Raw genomic sequence first — 15,214 nt, 5'->3', positions numbered from 1 at the left:
CAGTGAGGTCAGCACCACGCAGGTACCACGCCAGCGATCGGTGGTTCGGCTCACCAGACAGGTGAGTTCGGGGCCGCGTCAGCTTCCGCCCGCGCCGGCGCATTTCACGAACCGCACGGCCGAACTCTCGCTGCTCGAAAAGCTGCTGACCCAGGACGACACCGGCACCGACCGGCCGTCGCTGCACCTGATCAGCGGACAGGGCGGCATCGGGAAGACGGCGCTGGCGACCGCGTGGGGCCGTCACGTCGGTGACCGATTTCCGGACGGGCACCTCTGGGCGGATCTCGGTGGCTTCAGCACCAATGGCCCGCTCTCCGCGAGCGAAGCGCTCGGCCGGTTCCTCCGCGCTTTGGGCGTCCCGCCGGAGGGGCTGCCCGCGGACGTCGAGGAACTCACCGCCCTGTACCGCACGACGACCGCCGAGCGACCGCTCCTCCTGCTGCTCGACAACGCGGCGTCGGCCGAACAGGTGCTGCCGTTGTTGCCGTCCAGCGGCGAGAGCCTCGTGATCGTGACTTCGAGGCGTCGCCTCGGCAGGCTCCAGACCGAACATCGCGCGAAGCTGATCGAGCTGGCCCCCTTCGGTTCCGCGCACAGCGCCGAGCTGCTGGGTCGCGCGCTCGGCGCCGAGCGGGTCGACGCCGAGACCGACCAGGCACGCACCATCGCCGAGCTGTGCGGCGGGCTGCCGATCGCCCTCACCACGGTCAGCGCCAAGTTGGCGGGGCGGCCGAAAATGTCGTTGGAGAAGATCGCCACCGAGCTGGGGAAGGAATATCGTCGACTGGCCACGCTCTCGACGAAAGAGGCGCAATCGGTGGAAGCCAGCTTCAACCTGTCCTACGACGAACTTCCTTCGGACGCGGCCGCGCTGTACGCGGCGCTCGGGCTGCACCCCGGCCCTGATTTCGGCGTCGGGGTCGCCGCCGCGTCGATCGCCGTCCACCCCGACGTCGCCGACGACCTGCTGGACCAGCTCGTCGACGTCGGGTTGCTGATCGACCGGGGCGACGACCGGTACACCTTCCACGACCTGGCGCGGCTGCACGCCAAGGAGAAGACGTCGGGCAACGAGTACGACCGTGACATCGCGGTGCGCCGCATGCTCGAGTGGTACCTGTTCACGGCCTCCGCGACGGGCGGTTTGACCACGCCGGACCAGGACCCGATCCCGTACCGCTACGAGTACCGCCCGTCGACGCGGCCGTCGTTCGACTCGTCCGAGGAAGCACTCGCCTGGCTGGAGCTCGAACGCGAGAACCTCATCGCCGCGGTCGAAACGGCCCACGAATGGCAGCTGCCGGAGCTCGGCTGGCAGCTCGCCGCCGCGATGTGGCCGCTCTTCCTGCTGCGCAAGCACTATCCGGACTTCCTGCGGGTGAGCGAGATCGCCGTCCGCTGCGCGAAGGCATGGGGCAATGCCTCCGCCGAGGCGTTGATGCGCAACCGCGGCGGCGCCGCCTGCCGCGGCACCGGCCGCTACGAAGACGCCGTCCGGCACTACCTGGCCGGACGTGACGCCGCACGGGCGAGCGGGGACCACGTCGTCGAGATCCGGTCGGTGGAAGGGCTCGGCCTCGTCGCCCTGCAACAGGGCAGGCTCGACGAGGCGATCGAGTGGTTCATCGAAGACCATCTGCTCAGCGAGCGGCAGGATCGCCCGCACGACGTCGGGCTGGCGCTGATCAATCTCGGCGCGACCCGCGCCAGGATCGGGCAGGTCGAAGCCGCGATCGCCGATCTCACCCGCGCTCGTGACGTCCTCGACGGCGACGGCTACAACGTGGCCCGCGCCCGGATCGAACTCGGCCGTGTCCTCACGGCGAGCGGCGATCTCGCGGGCGCTCGGGCCGAACTCGAGCTCGCCCGCGCCACCATGGAGGCCAGCGGGTCGCGGTTCGAGGTGGCCAGGACGCTGGCCGCGTTCGGCGAGATCGCCGAAGCGGAGGGCGAACCCGAGGAAGCCCGTCGCCACTACGACAAGGCGTTGCCGATTTTCGTCGGACTGGGCCGCCCGGAGGCCGACGCTCTGCGTATGCGTTTGGAACAACTCTGACCCGACGGCACTCGATCGACGAACAACGGCGGAGTGAGCTGAGCGTACTAATTAACGGAGCGTAGCTGCAAGTTGCACATTTGGGGGAGCATTGAGCCAGGAGAAGTGATTAGCCCGGGCGAATTCATCACCGCTTGACCGGCGATTTCGGGCAAGCGGCGAACGGTCATTCGGCGTCGGCGAATGCACGTGCAGTTATCTTTCCCTGGTGACTCACCGATACCGGTTCCAGCGGGCGCCGGTATGCCCGTTCCGGAGATCGTCCAACCGTTTCCGCAGCTCACCACGCACGCTGGGATGACTGCGGAGAATCGGCAGAACACTCGTGGTGAGCTTCAGTTCACGGATCGCGCGCAGTACTCCGAACCCGGACCACGCGGTCACGTCGAATCCGTACCGCTCGGCGAACAGCCGATAGCGAGCGGGTGGGTCACCGAATCGCTCATAGCCGACGGCGAGCGGCGTCAGGTCCCATTCCGGCGGCCCGACACAGGACGAATCGAAATCGCACAGCACCGGCCCGTCCGGCCCGCCGATCACATTCCCGGTGTGCGCGTCCCCGTGGACCAGGCCCCGCGGCAGCGGGAAGTCGAGCGTCTCGAGCGCGGCCTCGACCTCGGCGCACCGTTCGAGCAGGAATCGCCGGTCGCCCTCTGCCAGCTCCTCCGCGTCCGAAACCCGGGCGCGGACCGCGGCGAACGGCGCCCATTCGGCGAGGCCCTCCGGCGGCTCGAGCGCGTGGACCCGGCGCAGCAGCGTGGCGAGATCCGAGGACTTGGCCTTCCGGCCGGTGGACGGCACCTTCCACCACACCGTCACGAGATGGTCGCCGACCCGCAGCGGCTGGTCGAGGCCGGGAAGCAGGCGAATGGCGGGCACGTCGTGCCGTTCGAAGTGCCGCGCGACCCGCACGACCGTGCCCACCCGGTGCCGCAGCAGGGTGGAACCGACGATCCGGACGACGAACGGCGCGCTCGCCAGCTCGTAGACGGCGTTGTTGGTGAACCTCAGCAGCCTGGCCCCGGCGGGGTCCACGCCCAGCAGCTCACACGTCCGCCCCAGGACTTCGTGCAGTTTGCCGGGCGTGAACCGGCCGTCCAACCGGTCGCTCAGGCGGCGTAGAAGGAGTTGAGGCGATCGGCGAGGTCACGGGCGTCGGCGTTGTTCCGGCGGCGATCGGCCTCGACCTGCAGCGGCCGCATCCGGTCCTTCACCCGCTCCGACTTGATGCCCTCGGCGCAGTCGACGGCCTTCGAGCCCACCTTGGCGCCGTGATCGAGGTCGCCTTCGAGCAGGTGGTTCGTGGCCAGCGCGCTGAGCATGAACGTCTTGCTGCGGGCCATGTCGTCGTCGTAGGACTCGACGGCCTTGGTCAGCGCCGGGATCGCGTACTTGGTGTGCTCGGCGTTCTTCGCGGCGAGCACCGTGTGCACGGTGCCGATCATGGCGTAGACGTCGGTCTCGGTGAAGAACTTGACCCAGGATTCGGCCTCGGCCAGATCGGCGCGGGCGAACTCGTCCTTGCTCCGGCCGAGCAGCTTGGTGGCCTGCTCCTCGTTTCCCATCATCGCGTAGGCCCACGCCTCGTTGGCGCAGAGCACGGCGACCGCCAGCTCCGAGCCCGATTCCTGGGCGGCGATCTGGCCGAGCTGGAACAGCTTCAGCGCATCGTTCGGAGCGTCCTGGTGCAGGTAGACGCGGCCCATCCGGTACAGCACGTTGGCCACGAGCGGATGGTTGTCACCCTGTTTGGCCAGGTCGAGCGCGTTCGCGAAATGGCCGCGCGCGGAGTCCATGAGGCCGGTGTCGAAGGAGGTCCAGCCTGCCAGACTGTGCAGGTCGGCCAGCGCGACGTACAGGCGCGTCTTGACCACTTCGGTGCCGCTGGACTCGAGCATCTGCTGTCCCCAGGACAGCTGCGCGACCACGGCGTCGCGGCAGAACCCGCCGCCGTACTGGTAGTCGAGAGACCGGAGCGCTCTGGTCGCGGCTTCCACCTGACGGACGTCGGTCATGCCGATCCGCCCGGGGGCCGGCGTCTTCGCGGGCCCGGAAGACCAGGTACCCGATTCCGGACCGAACACCGCCGCACCCATCGTGACCTGGGCGGCGTGCGCGAGGAACCTCCGTCGCTTCACGGACTCGTCCTCCTCCGCCTGCTGGCCGTCGGCAGCGCCGACGACCTTTATCGCTGTCGCCTCGTCGTAGGCGAGACCCATGTATCCCCTGGGGACACCAAGGCCGTCAGCGATGCGGGTGAGCACGTCGTACGCCATCACCTGGCGACCTTTGAGGATCTCGGACACCTCGGACTGCGATTGGCCGGTCATCGCGGCGATCTGGCGCTGCGAAACACCGTGCTTGCGCAACAGCCGGTAGACGGAAGAGATCTCCCGGGTGGCCAGTGCGGCTCGCATCTCCGGGTGCTCCCAGGCATCCGGCGGCACGGGGTGACTCTGGCGGCTCTTGGGGTCCGAGCCGGCGACAGCGCCGCCACCGATACTGGCGTCCATTGCGCCCCCTCACAGTTCCGTTGGGGTCGAGAAACAGCGTAAGCACACCTATTCAACCGTGCGAAACACCGGATTGCCCGCCGTGATCGGTCCGGCAGAAGTCGTTTGACCGCTTACCGTGAAACCTCGTCCGGTCACCGCTATGACGGCGGTTCGACCTTCTATCGCACTCGGTTTCACATCACTGTAGTTGTCAGATCTCAGTGACCGATCAGCCACCGGCGGCGATCACAGAGAGCTACCAAATCTCCGAACCCCTTACAGGTGCGGATACGCGGTCAGGAATGACGACGTGGAACGAGAGAGCGGAGAAGAGCCAGTGGAGTTCGTGGACTCGATCGCAACAGGCTCCATCACCGCGGGACGGCCCGGTATGGCCACGCGCCACCTGCGTGCGGCCGGCCCCGCCGGTCAGCAGGCGGTCGCCGTCGCCCCCGGTGCCAACCGTCCGGTCTCTCCTTCGGCGGCGGTCGACCCTCGTACCGCGAGTGTGCGCCGTTATGAAGGCGGACAACTGGTCTGGCGCGTGCAGTGCGGTGATCTCATCAGCCGCGAGCGTGCCGTCACCGTGTTCGTCGAAGACAACCAGGTGGTTCTCGTCTCGCCGCCAGGAGAGACCGCGCGCCTGACGTCCGGCCAGCTCGGACAGCTCAGGGCCGCGCTCAACGAAGCCGCCAAGATGGCGGAAAGGTAACGGTGAGTTCTCCGTGGATCAGGTCCTAGGGCAAGTCCTCCGCAACGCGGTTTGGGAACGCCTCGACATGCTCTCCGATCTCGCGAACCGGGCCGACGCGCAGTCGCTCGTGTCGGTCGCCCGCTCGGAGCTCCCCCGGCTGACCGAGGGCTGGCGCGCGATGCTCCAGGCGCACGAGCCCGACGAGCGCGGCGACTGTCCCACCTGCTCGACCCGCTGGCACAAGTGCAAGGCCCCCTGCTCGGTATGGCAGGTCGCGCACGAGCACCTGGTCGCCGGCGGCCTCGCCCCCCAGCAGACCGCGGCCACCCAGGACCACCGGCGGGAGAACCGTCGCCGGATTCCTGGGCAAGGCCGCGGCGCGAGCCCAGCCGAGACCACCGGCAGGCACGCACTGGTCAACCCGCGTCGCCCCGCCATCGGCGGCGTGCACGCCTGAAAGAATGCCCGCGGCGAGCGAACGGCGGTCCGAGCGCCCCCTCGGCAACCACGTCATGAGCTCGCCTTCGCCGGAAGCGGTTCGCCCGTACCCCCGAACGCGACGAGCCGCTCTCGGTAACCACTCCGGTCCCCACCGCGATTAATCGAAAATTCTCGGCAGAACACCTAGCGAAGGCAGTAATCGGTCGCTAGGTTGATGATCACAAACGCAGCGCGATTCCGGCCAGGGAACCCGCTGCCATCCCCCGAACTCCGCGGGCCGGTGCCGTTGCACTCCCCTCCCCCGACCGGCACCGGTCCGCGGTCTCCAACCCTTGTCAGCTGACCGTTTTCACCCGCGTGACCAGCACCGCGGCGATGACTGTGGACAGCGCCGAAGCCGCGAAGAGGCTCGGATATCCGCCCAGGCAGGCCAGGATCGGCGCGGTCAGCATCGGCGCCACCACCTGCGGCAGCGAGTTCGCGATGTTGATGACTCCGAGGTCCTTCCCCCGGTCCTGCGCGGTGGGCAGCACCTGCGTCAGCATCGCCAGCGCGACGGCCATGTACGCACCGAATCCGACGCCCAGCAACGGTGACGCCGCGAGCGCGGCGGTCCAGTTCTGCCGGACGACCAGCAGCAGCGCGGCGACGGCCATCACCGCGGCCGCCGCGAGGACGTAAGGCTTGCGCCGTCCGGACTTGTCGGAGAAGTGCCCGGCGACGAGCGCGCCGACGACGAGGGCGGAACCGTAGAGGCCCATCATGATCAACAGTCCGGTGTCCGGGTCTTCGTAGTGCACCGCGTCCTTGAGGAAGAACAGCAGGTACAGCGTCCCGAAGGCGTTGCCGAGATTGATCATGAAGTGGCAGCCCCACGCCCAGGCGAAGTCCGGATGCCTGCGCGGGGAGATCCACAGGTTCGAGAGCACGTCGCGCGTCTTGGCCGACGGCCGGTACGCGACCGGCAGCCGTGCGTCGGGCGTGCGCAGGACGAACGCCGCCGCGCCCGCCAGCACGATGGCCGCGCATACGGCGTAGCCCAGCGGCAGGCCGGCGAGGTCGAGCATCACCACGACCACCACCGCGCCGAGCACGGTGCCGAGCATCTGCGCGATGCCGACGAGCCCGCCGACCTGCGCGCGCTGGGGCACGGGCACCCGGTCCGCGATCGCCGAGACCAGCATCGCGAGCATTCCGTTCAGGCCCGCCTGCACCAGGCACCAGCCGAGCACCATGACCGCGACGTTCGGCGCGAACGCGAGGACGAGCAGTCCGGCCGCGGCGACCACGGCACCGGCCACGGTCCACGGATGACGGCGTCCCCGCGCGGAACAGGTGCGGTCCGAGAGCAGGCCGACGGCCGGGTTGGCGATCAGCGCGACGACCGCGCCGACCCCGGTGACCAGGCTGAACACGGCTTCCTTGGTGGCCGCGTCCAGGATTTCGGCCTGTTTCGGCAGCAGGACCTGGATGGGCGCGTAAACCCCGAGCCAGAGCGCGATGTTCGCGAAGAACAGCAGGCTCATCCAGCCCGCGCGAACCCTGGCGACCGGTTCGGCGAGCGCCTCGGGCAAGGCACTGACCTCACTCATGGCGGATCAGTTCCCGGTACCAGCCGAAGGAATCCTTCGGTGTCCGCTTCTGCGTCTCGTAGTCGATGTGCACCAAGCCGAAGCGCGGCTGGTAGCCCTTCGACCATTCGAAGTTGTCCATCAGCGACCAGACGAAGTACCCGCGGACGTCGACGCCGGCGTCCATCGCCTCGCGTACCGCGACCAAGTGACTGTCGAGGAAGTCGATGCGCTCCTGGTCGTGGACGTGCCCGTCCTCGGCGACGACGTCGTCGAAACTGCACCCGTTTTCGGTGATGTAGACGGGCGGGAGGTGCTCCCGGTAGCGCTTCTGGAAGGTGACGAGCAGATCGCGCAGGCCGTGCGGGACGATCGGGGAATCGTTGGTGGTCATGGGATATCCCTCGATCGCGCGAAGCTCGAAGGGCAGCGGGTTGCCCTCACCGGGTGCCGCGACGCCCTGCGGCTCGTAGTAGTTCACCCCGTAGAAGTCGAGCGGCTGCGCGATGGTGGGCAGGTCTTCGGCGAAGTGCTTCGGGAGATGTTCGACGACTTGTTCGGGGTATCGGCCCAACAGCACCGGATCCGCGTAGGTGCGGTTGATGAGGGCGTCGATCCATTCGCTTGCGGCCTTGTCCTCCGGCGAATCAGAGGCGGGCCAGATCGGCGAATGATTGTTGGCCGTGCCGACACCGCGGGCCCCGGCCGCGCGCAGGGCTTGGACGGCGAGACCGTGGGCAAGGTTCTGGTGGTGCGCGGTGGGCAGCGCGTCGAGCAACAGCGTCTTGCCCGGCGCGTATTCGCCGATCGCGTAGCCGAAGATCGACATGACCATGGGCTCGTTGAGCGGGATCCACATTTTCACCCGATCGGAGAACCGCTCGCCCAGGATGGCGGCGTACTCCGCGAACCGTTCGGCGGTATCACGGGAGAGCCAGCCACCCTTGTCCTCGAGCGCCTGCGGGAGATCCCAGTGAAAGAGCGTCCCGACCGGGTCGATTCCGGCGGCGCAGACCTCGTCGATGAGCCCGTCGTAGAAGGCGAGGCCTTCCGCGTTGGGCTTTCCGTCGCCGTCAGGTTGGATTCTCGGCCAGGCGAAGGACATCCGGTACGCGCCGACGCCGAGTCCGGCCATCAGCGCGATGTCGCCGGAGTAGCGGTGGAAGTGATCGGCCGCTACCTTGGCGTCCTCCCCTCGCGCGATCTTCCCCTCCGTTTCAGTGAACGTGTCCCAAATGGACTGTCCTCGGCCGCCCTCTTCGGTCGCCCCCTCGATCTGGAAGGCGGAGGTCGATACACCCCACAGGAAGTCGGACGGGAAGGTCGGATTTTCCACCGGCTGAACACCTTTCCTCTTCAGGCACGCCGAACATGAAAAGTTCTCAGATACTATGCCTTCACTCGACCGTGGGGAACCCTGTCGGCACGATAAAGTCGCAGATCAGCGAAGGAGGAGCCCGAGTGTCCGACATCCAGGCCGCGAAACCGCAGGCGGAGACAACTCCGCTCCGGCGGCAACCCGTCCAGCAACGCAGCGCCAAGCGGGTGGAGCAGATGCTCGACGCCAGCGCCCAGCTGATCGACGAGCTCGGTTACGACGCATTGACGACCACGCTGATCGCGAAGCGCGCGGGGGTGGCCGTCGGTTCGCTGTACCAGTTCTTCCCCGACAAGCGGGCCGTGGTGCAGGCGCTGACGCAGCGCAACCTCGAACGGTTCGTCGCTTCGGTGTCCGAAACCCTGAACGACCTCGCACCCGAACACTGGTGGGATGTCGTGGACTCGATCCTCGACATCTATCTCGACATGCACCGGGAGGTCCCCGGGTTCTCGAAGGTCCACTTCGGTGACGTCGTGGACCGGCAGCTTCTCGACGAGACGCGCGACAACAACGCCGTCATCGTCGACGCGCTCACGGAGATCCTTTCGGCGCGGATCTCGTCGCCGCTGGACGACATCCGGTTCGCGCTGACGATCGCGAACGAGACGGCCGACGCGCTGCTGAAGCTGGCTTTCCGTCGCGACCCGCGCGGGGACGAGCGGATCGTGGCGGAGGCGAAGTCGGTGGTGAAGGGGTACCTGGCGGGCAAGTTCGGCGAGGCCTGAGGTTTCTGGCGGTTGAAGGGGACTTCGCCCGCGTCGAATGCGGCGAAAGTCCCGTTCGCGTCGGGTTGGTCCACTATGGACTGAACTCATTGGTGCCTGGCTGCCCCAGGCTCGGCGTTGGCGAGCGTGTCCTGAAGGCCGCCTTCAGGACGTCCGACGTCCCGAAGGCGGCCTTCCCGCCGCCGATGGATCCCCCTTACTCCATTCGAGTCCACCGGCGAGCGGACCCAGAGCCCCCTCAGTCACACAACCCCCACCAGCCACGCGCTCACCCACTCTGACCTGGTGTTATCCAGTTATCCACACAAGTTGTCCACACCCACCCGCAGTTGTGGACAACCTCGCCTCCCACCCCTCGCGACCCGATCCCCCGACACCCCCTCCCGATACGCTGGTGCGGGGCGCGCCCCCCTGGGACGGGTGGGGGGTGGGGTTACGCGGTCAGCCGAAGTTTTGGGACTCGCCTCGGTAGGTGGGGACGGTCCGGTCGACGCGGTCACCGAGGACGACGTGGTAGTGCGTGAAGCGTTCGGCGAGTTCGCCGGCTTTCGCGTGGCGTAGCCAGACGCGATCGCCGAGCCGCAGGTGGCGGGCGGCTTCGCCGGAGACGGGGGTCTGGACTTCGCCTGCCCCCTCGAACCCGAGCAGCGAGAGACCTTCGGGCAGGTAAGGCGTCGGCTGTCGCGAAGACTCCGTTGGGCCAGAAGCGATGTAGCCGCCGGAGAAGAGCGTCGCGACCTTCGGTGCCGGGCGCCGGACGACGGGGAGCGCGAACATCGCGGCCGGACGCGGCGAGAAGTGCGCGTAGCCGTCAAAGAGCGTGGGACCGATCAAGCCGGAGCCCGCGGCGACTTCGGTGACGGCCGCTTCGGCACCGGTCGATTCGACGCTGCCGCTGCCACCGCCGTTGACGAACTCGAGGTCCGCCAGTTTCCGCACGACGCGAACAGCGGCCGCGCGGCGCTTCGCGATTTCCACAATGGACTTCCGCTGCATCCAGCCGATGACCGAGTTCCGGACACCGCTGCCTGCCGCGTCGCCGAGCCCGGCGATCTGACCTTCGTAGGCCATCATCCCGACGAGCCGGAAACCCTTGCGGGACAAGATGGTTCGCGTCAGATCGGCGGCCTGACGCGGGCTGAACACCGGCGAACGCCGGGTGCCGACGTGCACACCGGGCAGCGGCCGCCACGAAGCGTCGAGTTCGAGACAGACCCGGATTTCGGGATGGTCCTGCCCCAGCGCGGCATCGACCAGATCCAGGTGTTCCGGTGAGTCGACCATGATCGAGATCGCCGCCCGCGCGCGGTCGTTCGCCGCCAGCCGCCGCAGCGCACCGTGGTCGGCGGTGGGATACGCGACCACGATGTCGTCGGTCGTCCCCTGCTCGACATGCCAGACGGCCTCGGCGAGCGAATAGCACATGAGGCCCTCGAAGCCGGGCCGCGCGAGCACTCGCGTCAGCAGATACCGGCAGCGGACGGACTTGCTGACCACGCGGATCGGCTTGCCGCCCGCCCGCCGCAGCAGGTCGGCGCCGTTCGCGTCGAACGCATCCAAGTCGACTATCGCGAACGGAGGATCCAGATCCTTCGTCGCCAAGTCGTACACCGTCGCACTGGTCACCCGCACTAAGGTACGACAGAAGGGCTTGAAACGCGAATACTATTCACTTACTGTTTCGGCACTCACAACGACAGTTAGGTGGGCGCATGACTCGGTGGACCAACTGGGCCGGTACCGCGGCGGCCACCCCCCTGCGCGTTCACCGGCCGCGTGACACGGACGCCATCGCCGAGGCGATCAGCCGGTCCGCCGCGGACGGACGGCGCCTGCGCCCGCTGGGCAGCGGCCACTCGTTCACGGCGATCGCCGCGGCGAATTCGGACGCCATGGAGCTGACCGGCTGGACCGGGATCGCGTCGGCCGACGTCGAGAAAGGCCTGGTCACGGTCCGATCGGGCACCACCCTCAAGCAGCTCAACGCCGAACTCGACGCGCTGGGGCTGGCGATGACCAACCTCGGCGACATCGACGCGCAGACCGTCGCCGGCGCGATCTCCACCGGCACCCACGGCACCGGCGCCCGGCTCGGCGGAATCGCCACCCAGATCGCGGCACTCGAACTCGTTCTCGCCGACGGCACCGTGGTCACCTGTTCGGCGGACGAACGCCCCGATCTCTTCGCCGCCGCGAGGGTCGGCCTCGGCGCGCTCGGCGTCATCAGCACGGTCACCCTGCAGTGTGAACCGTCGTTCCTGCTCTCCGCTCAGGAGCGGCCGGAGCCACTCGAACAGGTCCTCGAAGGCTTCGACCAGTTCGCCGACGAGAACGACCACTTCGAGTTCTACTGGTTCCCGTACGGCAAGAACGCACTGGTCAAGCGCAACAACCGGCTCCCGGCGAGCAGCGAACGCAGGCCACTGAGCAGGGTTAAGGAATTCGTCGACTACGAGATCACGGAGAACGTCGCGTTCGGCGGGCTGTGCCGTCTCGGCCGCGCGGTGCCGAAACTCGTGCAGCCACTCGGCAAGTTCGCCTCGAACATCCTCTCCGCCCGCGAGTACAGCGACACGTCGCATCGCGTCTTCGTGACCCATCGCGGCGTGCGATTCGTCGAGTCGGAGTTCGCGATCCCCCGCGAAGCACTGCTCGACGTCTTCGCCGAACTCCGCGCGTTCGTGCCGAAACTGGAGAACCCGATCGCGTTCCCGGTCGAAGTACGCGTCGCCGCCGCGGACGACATCTGGCTCTCCACCGCGAACGGCCGCGACTCCGCCTACATCGCGATCCACCAGTTCGTCGGCATGCCCTACCGCGAGTACTTCGCCGGATTCGCGTCGATCGTCGGCGAGGTCGGCGGCCGCCCGCACTGGGGCAAGATGCACGACCTCGACGCGACGACCCTCCGCTCGCGCTATCCGCGGTTCGACGATTTCCTGCGGATCCGCAAAGAGGTGGACCCGGCCGGGGTCTTCACGAACACGTACCTCGACCGGGTCCTCGGCACTGTTTAGGCGGTTTCGAAGAGCGCGCTGACGGACTCGCCGTTGTGGATCCGCCGCATCGCCTCCGCCAGCGCGGGCGCGATCGACAGGACCCGCAGTTTCGGGCTCTGCTCCTCCGGCGGGATCGGCACCGTGTTCGTGCAGACGATTTCGAGCACGTCGGGCTGGCCGCCGATCCGCTCGAGCGCGCCACTGGTGAAGAGGCCGTGCGTACAGGCGACCCGGATCGAACGCGGTTTCAGTTCGCGCAACTTGGAGAGCAGTTCGATCACCGTGCTGCCCTTGGCGATCTCGTCATCGAGGACGATCACGTCGCGGCCGGTGATCTCACCGATCACCGAGCTGATCTCGACCCTGTCGTCGGCGAAACGCTGCTTCGCGCCCGCGGCGACCTGAACTCCGAGCAGCCTGGCGAAATGCGCGGCCTCCTTGGCGTTGCCGAGGTCCGGCGAGACCACGGTGGTCGCGGAGAGGTCGTACTGGCGGAAATGCTTGGCCAGCTCCTGCAACGCGTGCAGGTGATCGACCGGGACGCTGAAGAATCCGTGCACCTGCGGCGAGTGCAGTGTCATCGCGAGGACTCGACCGGCGCCGGCGGTCGCCATGAGATCGGCGACGAGACGGCCGCCGATCGAGATCCGTGGCGCGTCCTTCTTGTCCGACCGGGCGTACGAGTAGTGCGGCATGACGACGGTGATCCGCTTCGCCGAAGCACCCCGCGCGGCGTCCAGCATCAGCAGCAGTTCGACGAGGTGCTCCTGCACCGGCCGCACCAGCGGCTGGATCAGGAAGACGTCGCGCTCACGGCAGTTCGCCTCGAGCTGGACTTCGAGGCAGTCGTTGGCGAACCGCTGCACCCGCACGGGACGCAGCGGAACACCGAGATGGGTACAGATCTCTTCGGCGAGCTCGGGATGTGCGCTACCGCTGAAAACCGCGATGTCCTCGCGCAAGGACCTACTCCGTTCACTCAGGGGCTCGTAGTGGAATGACACTCGCATCCTGAGCCGCCGCCACGCGGGTGCCCTCGAGAGCTGAGGAACCGGTGACCGGGGCCGATACGGTGGACAAGCGTGGAATCACGGACTCGCCCGGTGGCCGCACCTGGTCTCCACCGGCTGACGACTGTGTCGCCACGGGGACCGGCGGCGGTGTCGCTGCCGAAACCGGGCTCGGCAGCGCATCCGCCGGATCGGGCTCCAGATAGTAGGCGGCCACGACTTCGAGACCGCCCTTGTCCGGTTTGACGTCCACCGCGGTGATGACACCGTTCACGCCGATGTCCCGGCGAACATGCTCGACGAACTCTCGGGCATGCCTCAGCTCGCGATCACCGTTCGCTCGTGCCCACTCCGCCAGCAGCCGTTTGTCCTCGGACTTCCGCCGCTCCATTCTCTGGAACCAACTATCAGGGTCGGTCATCTGAACGGCCTCCACAACGCGATCTTCCCTTACCCCCTGACAAACGCGCGGCGCGGCTCATCCGGTTCAGAGCGCGGAAACAGCCTGAGAGATAGGAGTGTCACCCGAGATCGCTTCGAGGACGCGTCCCGCCGTGGACGGATCGTCGAGCAGCGCGACCAGAAGCGCGGCGACGTCCTGGCGCGGGATCGGCCCTCGTCCGGTCGCTTCCGCGATCCGGATCTCGCCGGTGCCGTCGTCGTCGGTGAGCTGCCCCGGCCGCAGGATCGTCCATTCGAGATCGCGGGCGCGCAGATCGTCCTCGGCCGCCTTCTTGGCCTTGAGATAGATCCGGAAATCGTCCGGTACTTCGGCGGTCTCCGCTTTGTCCGCTCCCATGGAACCGACCTGGATGTGCCGCCGCACGCCCGCCTGTTCGGAGGCCGCCGCGAAGAGTTCCGCGGCGGCCCTGTCCACAGTGTCCTTACGAGCCGCGCCGCTGCCCGGCCCGGCTCCGGCGGCGAAGACCGCGGCGTCGGCGCCGTCGAGCACCTTGGCGACGGCGTCCACATCGGACTTTTCCAGGTCGAGGACGGCGGCTTCGGCGCCGATCGCCTCGAGGTCGGCGACGTGATCGGGGTTGCGCACGATCCCCACCGCCTGATCACCGCGCGCGGCGAGGAGTTTCTCCAGCTTCAGCGCGATCTGTCCGTGTCCACCCGCAATGACTACTCGCATATTCGCGAGAGTAGTGGTTCTACTCGACTTCGGCAGGGGCCTCGGTGGCGCGCAGCAGCTGGTCATAGACGATCTCGTTGACCAGGCGCGAGACCGGGTCCTCGTCCAGGATCATGCGCTCGTTGTGGCCCTCGAGGTCGAGGTCGGTGACCGCGTTGGGGTCGGCGGCGACGATGCCGAGCCCGTAGGCGCGGGCACGCGGGAGGCAGTTGCCGACGTAGTCCTCCGTCAGTACGGCGGGCGATGGGAGCACCATCGCGGCCTCGCCGTAGCGTGCGAACGGGACCGCTGAGGCCATCGCGGTGCGCCAGTGCCGGGCGACCGCGAGGACGCCGATGATCTCGGCGGCCGGCGCGGGTGCGGTCGCGGCCAGCTCTGGCCATGTCCAGGTGTCGACGGTGGCGCGATCAACGACGGGACCCATGCCCATCGCGATGCGCTCCGCGTGCACGTCGGTACGGAGCCGGGCGACCACGCAGATCTTCCGGCCGAGCACGGTGGTCTCCGGCAACACGATGCCGTTCCAGCCGAGCAGGGCCGCTGCCTTGCGTGAAAGCTCCTCGACGCTCGCGGGCAGTTCGATCGGCGGCACCACCCGGCTCGGCAGTGACCGGCTGCGCTTCGCGCCACCGGCGACCGTCGAGCTCTCCATGTTCGGTGTAGCCGCCACGTTCCGCCTCCTTCGAACCTGGTTTCCCTAA

General features: G+C 67.9%; 14 protein-coding genes. 5 read left to right on the top strand and 9 right to left on the bottom strand.

Annotated features, from left to right (window positions below):
* Positions 1–61 precede the first annotated feature (61 nt).
* Positions 62–2,059 (top strand): tetratricopeptide repeat protein, encoded by a 1,998-nt coding sequence (locus BS329_RS26320; protein WP_244197299.1) that lies wholly within the window; start codon positions 62–64, stop codon positions 2,057–2,059.
* Between the two features lie 213 nt (positions 2,060–2,272).
* Here the strand turns inward: BS329_RS26320 and BS329_RS26315 are convergent, their stop codons facing one another.
* Entirely contained in the window at positions 2,273–3,160 is an 888-nt protein-coding gene (locus BS329_RS26315; protein WP_076163935.1) for an aminoglycoside phosphotransferase family protein, read from the bottom strand.
* An 8-nt stretch (positions 3,161–3,168) separates the two neighbouring features.
* Positions 3,169–4,572 (bottom strand): helix-turn-helix transcriptional regulator, encoded by a 1,404-nt coding sequence (locus BS329_RS26310; RefSeq protein ID WP_076163934.1) that lies wholly within the window; start codon positions 4,570–4,572, stop codon positions 3,169–3,171.
* 319 nt (positions 4,573–4,891) lie between these two features.
* On the opposite strand from BS329_RS26310, the gene BS329_RS26305 reads away from it, so the two are divergent.
* Positions 4,892–5,266, top strand: coding sequence for a hypothetical protein (locus BS329_RS26305; RefSeq protein ID WP_076163933.1), 375 nt, complete (start codon positions 4,892–4,894; stop codon positions 5,264–5,266).
* A gap of 13 nt (positions 5,267–5,279) precedes the next feature.
* A complete protein-coding gene (locus tag BS329_RS26300) occupies positions 5,280–5,705 on the top strand; it encodes a hypothetical protein (protein WP_076163932.1) in 426 nt (141 codons plus the stop codon).
* A 319-nt stretch (positions 5,706–6,024) separates the two neighbouring features.
* Here BS329_RS26300 and BS329_RS26295 read toward each other — a convergent pair whose 3' ends face one another.
* Together BS329_RS26295 and BS329_RS26290 are read right to left on the bottom strand one after the other, a co-directional pair.
* Positions 6,025–7,281, bottom strand: a complete 1,257-nt coding sequence (locus BS329_RS26295; protein WP_076163931.1) for an MFS transporter — start codon at positions 7,279–7,281, stop codon at positions 6,025–6,027.
* Entirely contained in the window at positions 7,274–8,596 is a 1,323-nt protein-coding gene (locus tag BS329_RS26290; protein WP_076163930.1) for a GH1 family beta-glucosidase, read from the bottom strand. Before BS329_RS26290 ends, BS329_RS26295 begins: the two co-directional genes overlap by 8 nt.
* Positions 8,597–8,721: 125 nt before the next feature.
* Between BS329_RS26290 and BS329_RS26285 the strand changes: the two genes are divergently transcribed.
* A complete protein-coding gene (locus BS329_RS26285) occupies positions 8,722–9,366 on the top strand; it encodes a TetR/AcrR family transcriptional regulator (protein ID WP_076163929.1) in 645 nt (214 codons plus the stop codon).
* Between the two features lie 441 nt (positions 9,367–9,807).
* On the opposite strand, the gene BS329_RS26280 is transcribed toward BS329_RS26285, so the two are convergent.
* A complete protein-coding gene (locus BS329_RS26280; protein WP_076164418.1) occupies positions 9,808–10,992 on the bottom strand; it encodes an amino acid deaminase/aldolase in 1,185 nt (394 codons plus the stop codon).
* Positions 10,993–11,078: 86 nt separating this feature from the next.
* On the opposite strand from BS329_RS26280, the gene BS329_RS26275 reads away from it, so the two are divergent.
* Positions 11,079–12,383: a D-arabinono-1,4-lactone oxidase gene (locus BS329_RS26275; protein WP_076163928.1), complete on the top strand. Its 1,305-nt coding sequence runs from the start codon at positions 11,079–11,081 to the stop codon at positions 12,381–12,383.
* On the opposite strand, the gene BS329_RS26270 is transcribed toward BS329_RS26275, so the two are convergent.
* The 4 genes from BS329_RS26270 to BS329_RS26255 all read right to left on the bottom strand — a co-directional run bounded on the left by BS329_RS26270 (position 12,380) and on the right by BS329_RS26255 (position 15,183).
* A complete protein-coding gene (locus BS329_RS26270; RefSeq protein WP_076163927.1) occupies positions 12,380–13,375 on the bottom strand; it encodes a ribose-phosphate diphosphokinase in 996 nt (331 codons plus the stop codon). The genes BS329_RS26275 and BS329_RS26270 overlap by 4 nt on opposite strands.
* Complete coding sequence (locus BS329_RS26265) at positions 13,341–13,796, bottom strand: hypothetical protein (RefSeq protein ID WP_143253205.1); 456 nt, start codon at positions 13,794–13,796, stop codon at positions 13,341–13,343. The genes BS329_RS26270 and BS329_RS26265 overlap by 35 nt, the downstream gene beginning before the upstream one ends.
* 66 nt (positions 13,797–13,862) lie before the next feature.
* A complete protein-coding gene (locus BS329_RS26260; protein WP_076163925.1) occupies positions 13,863–14,513 on the bottom strand; it encodes an NAD(P)H-binding protein in 651 nt (216 codons plus the stop codon).
* A 19-nt stretch (positions 14,514–14,532) separates the two neighbouring features.
* Positions 14,533–15,183, bottom strand: coding sequence for a hypothetical protein (locus BS329_RS26255; protein ID WP_076163924.1), 651 nt, complete (start codon positions 15,181–15,183; stop codon positions 14,533–14,535).
* Positions 15,184–15,214 lie beyond the last annotated feature (31 nt).

Origin of the sequence: Amycolatopsis coloradensis (assembly GCF_001953865.1) — a bacterium.
GTDB lineage: Bacteria > Actinomycetota > Actinomycetes > Mycobacteriales > Pseudonocardiaceae > Amycolatopsis > Amycolatopsis coloradensis.
This window is presented reverse-complemented; position numbering and strand designations above follow the sequence as displayed.

Excerpts from the sequence above, each read along its gene's own strand:
- BS329_RS26310 (WP_076163934.1), bottom strand. The coding sequence starts at position 4,572 with ATGGACGCCAGTATCGGTGGCGGCGCTGTCGCCGGCTCGGACCCCAAG.
- BS329_RS26295 (WP_076163931.1), bottom strand. The coding sequence starts at position 7,281 with ATGAGTGAGGTCAGTGCCTTGCCCGAGGCGCTCGCCGAACCGGTCGCC.
- BS329_RS26270 (WP_076163927.1), bottom strand. The coding sequence starts at position 13,375 with ATGCGAGTGTCATTCCACTACGAGCCCCTGAGTGAACGGAGTAGGTCC.
- BS329_RS26260 (WP_076163925.1), bottom strand. The coding sequence starts at position 14,513 with ATGCGAGTAGTCATTGCGGGTGGACACGGACAGATCGCGCTGAAGCTG.
- BS329_RS26265 (WP_143253205.1), bottom strand. The coding sequence starts at position 13,796 with ATGACCGACCCTGATAGTTGGTTCCAGAGAATGGAGCGGCGGAAGTCC.
- BS329_RS26275 (WP_076163928.1), top strand. The coding sequence starts at position 11,079 with ATGACTCGGTGGACCAACTGGGCCGGTACCGCGGCGGCCACCCCCCTG.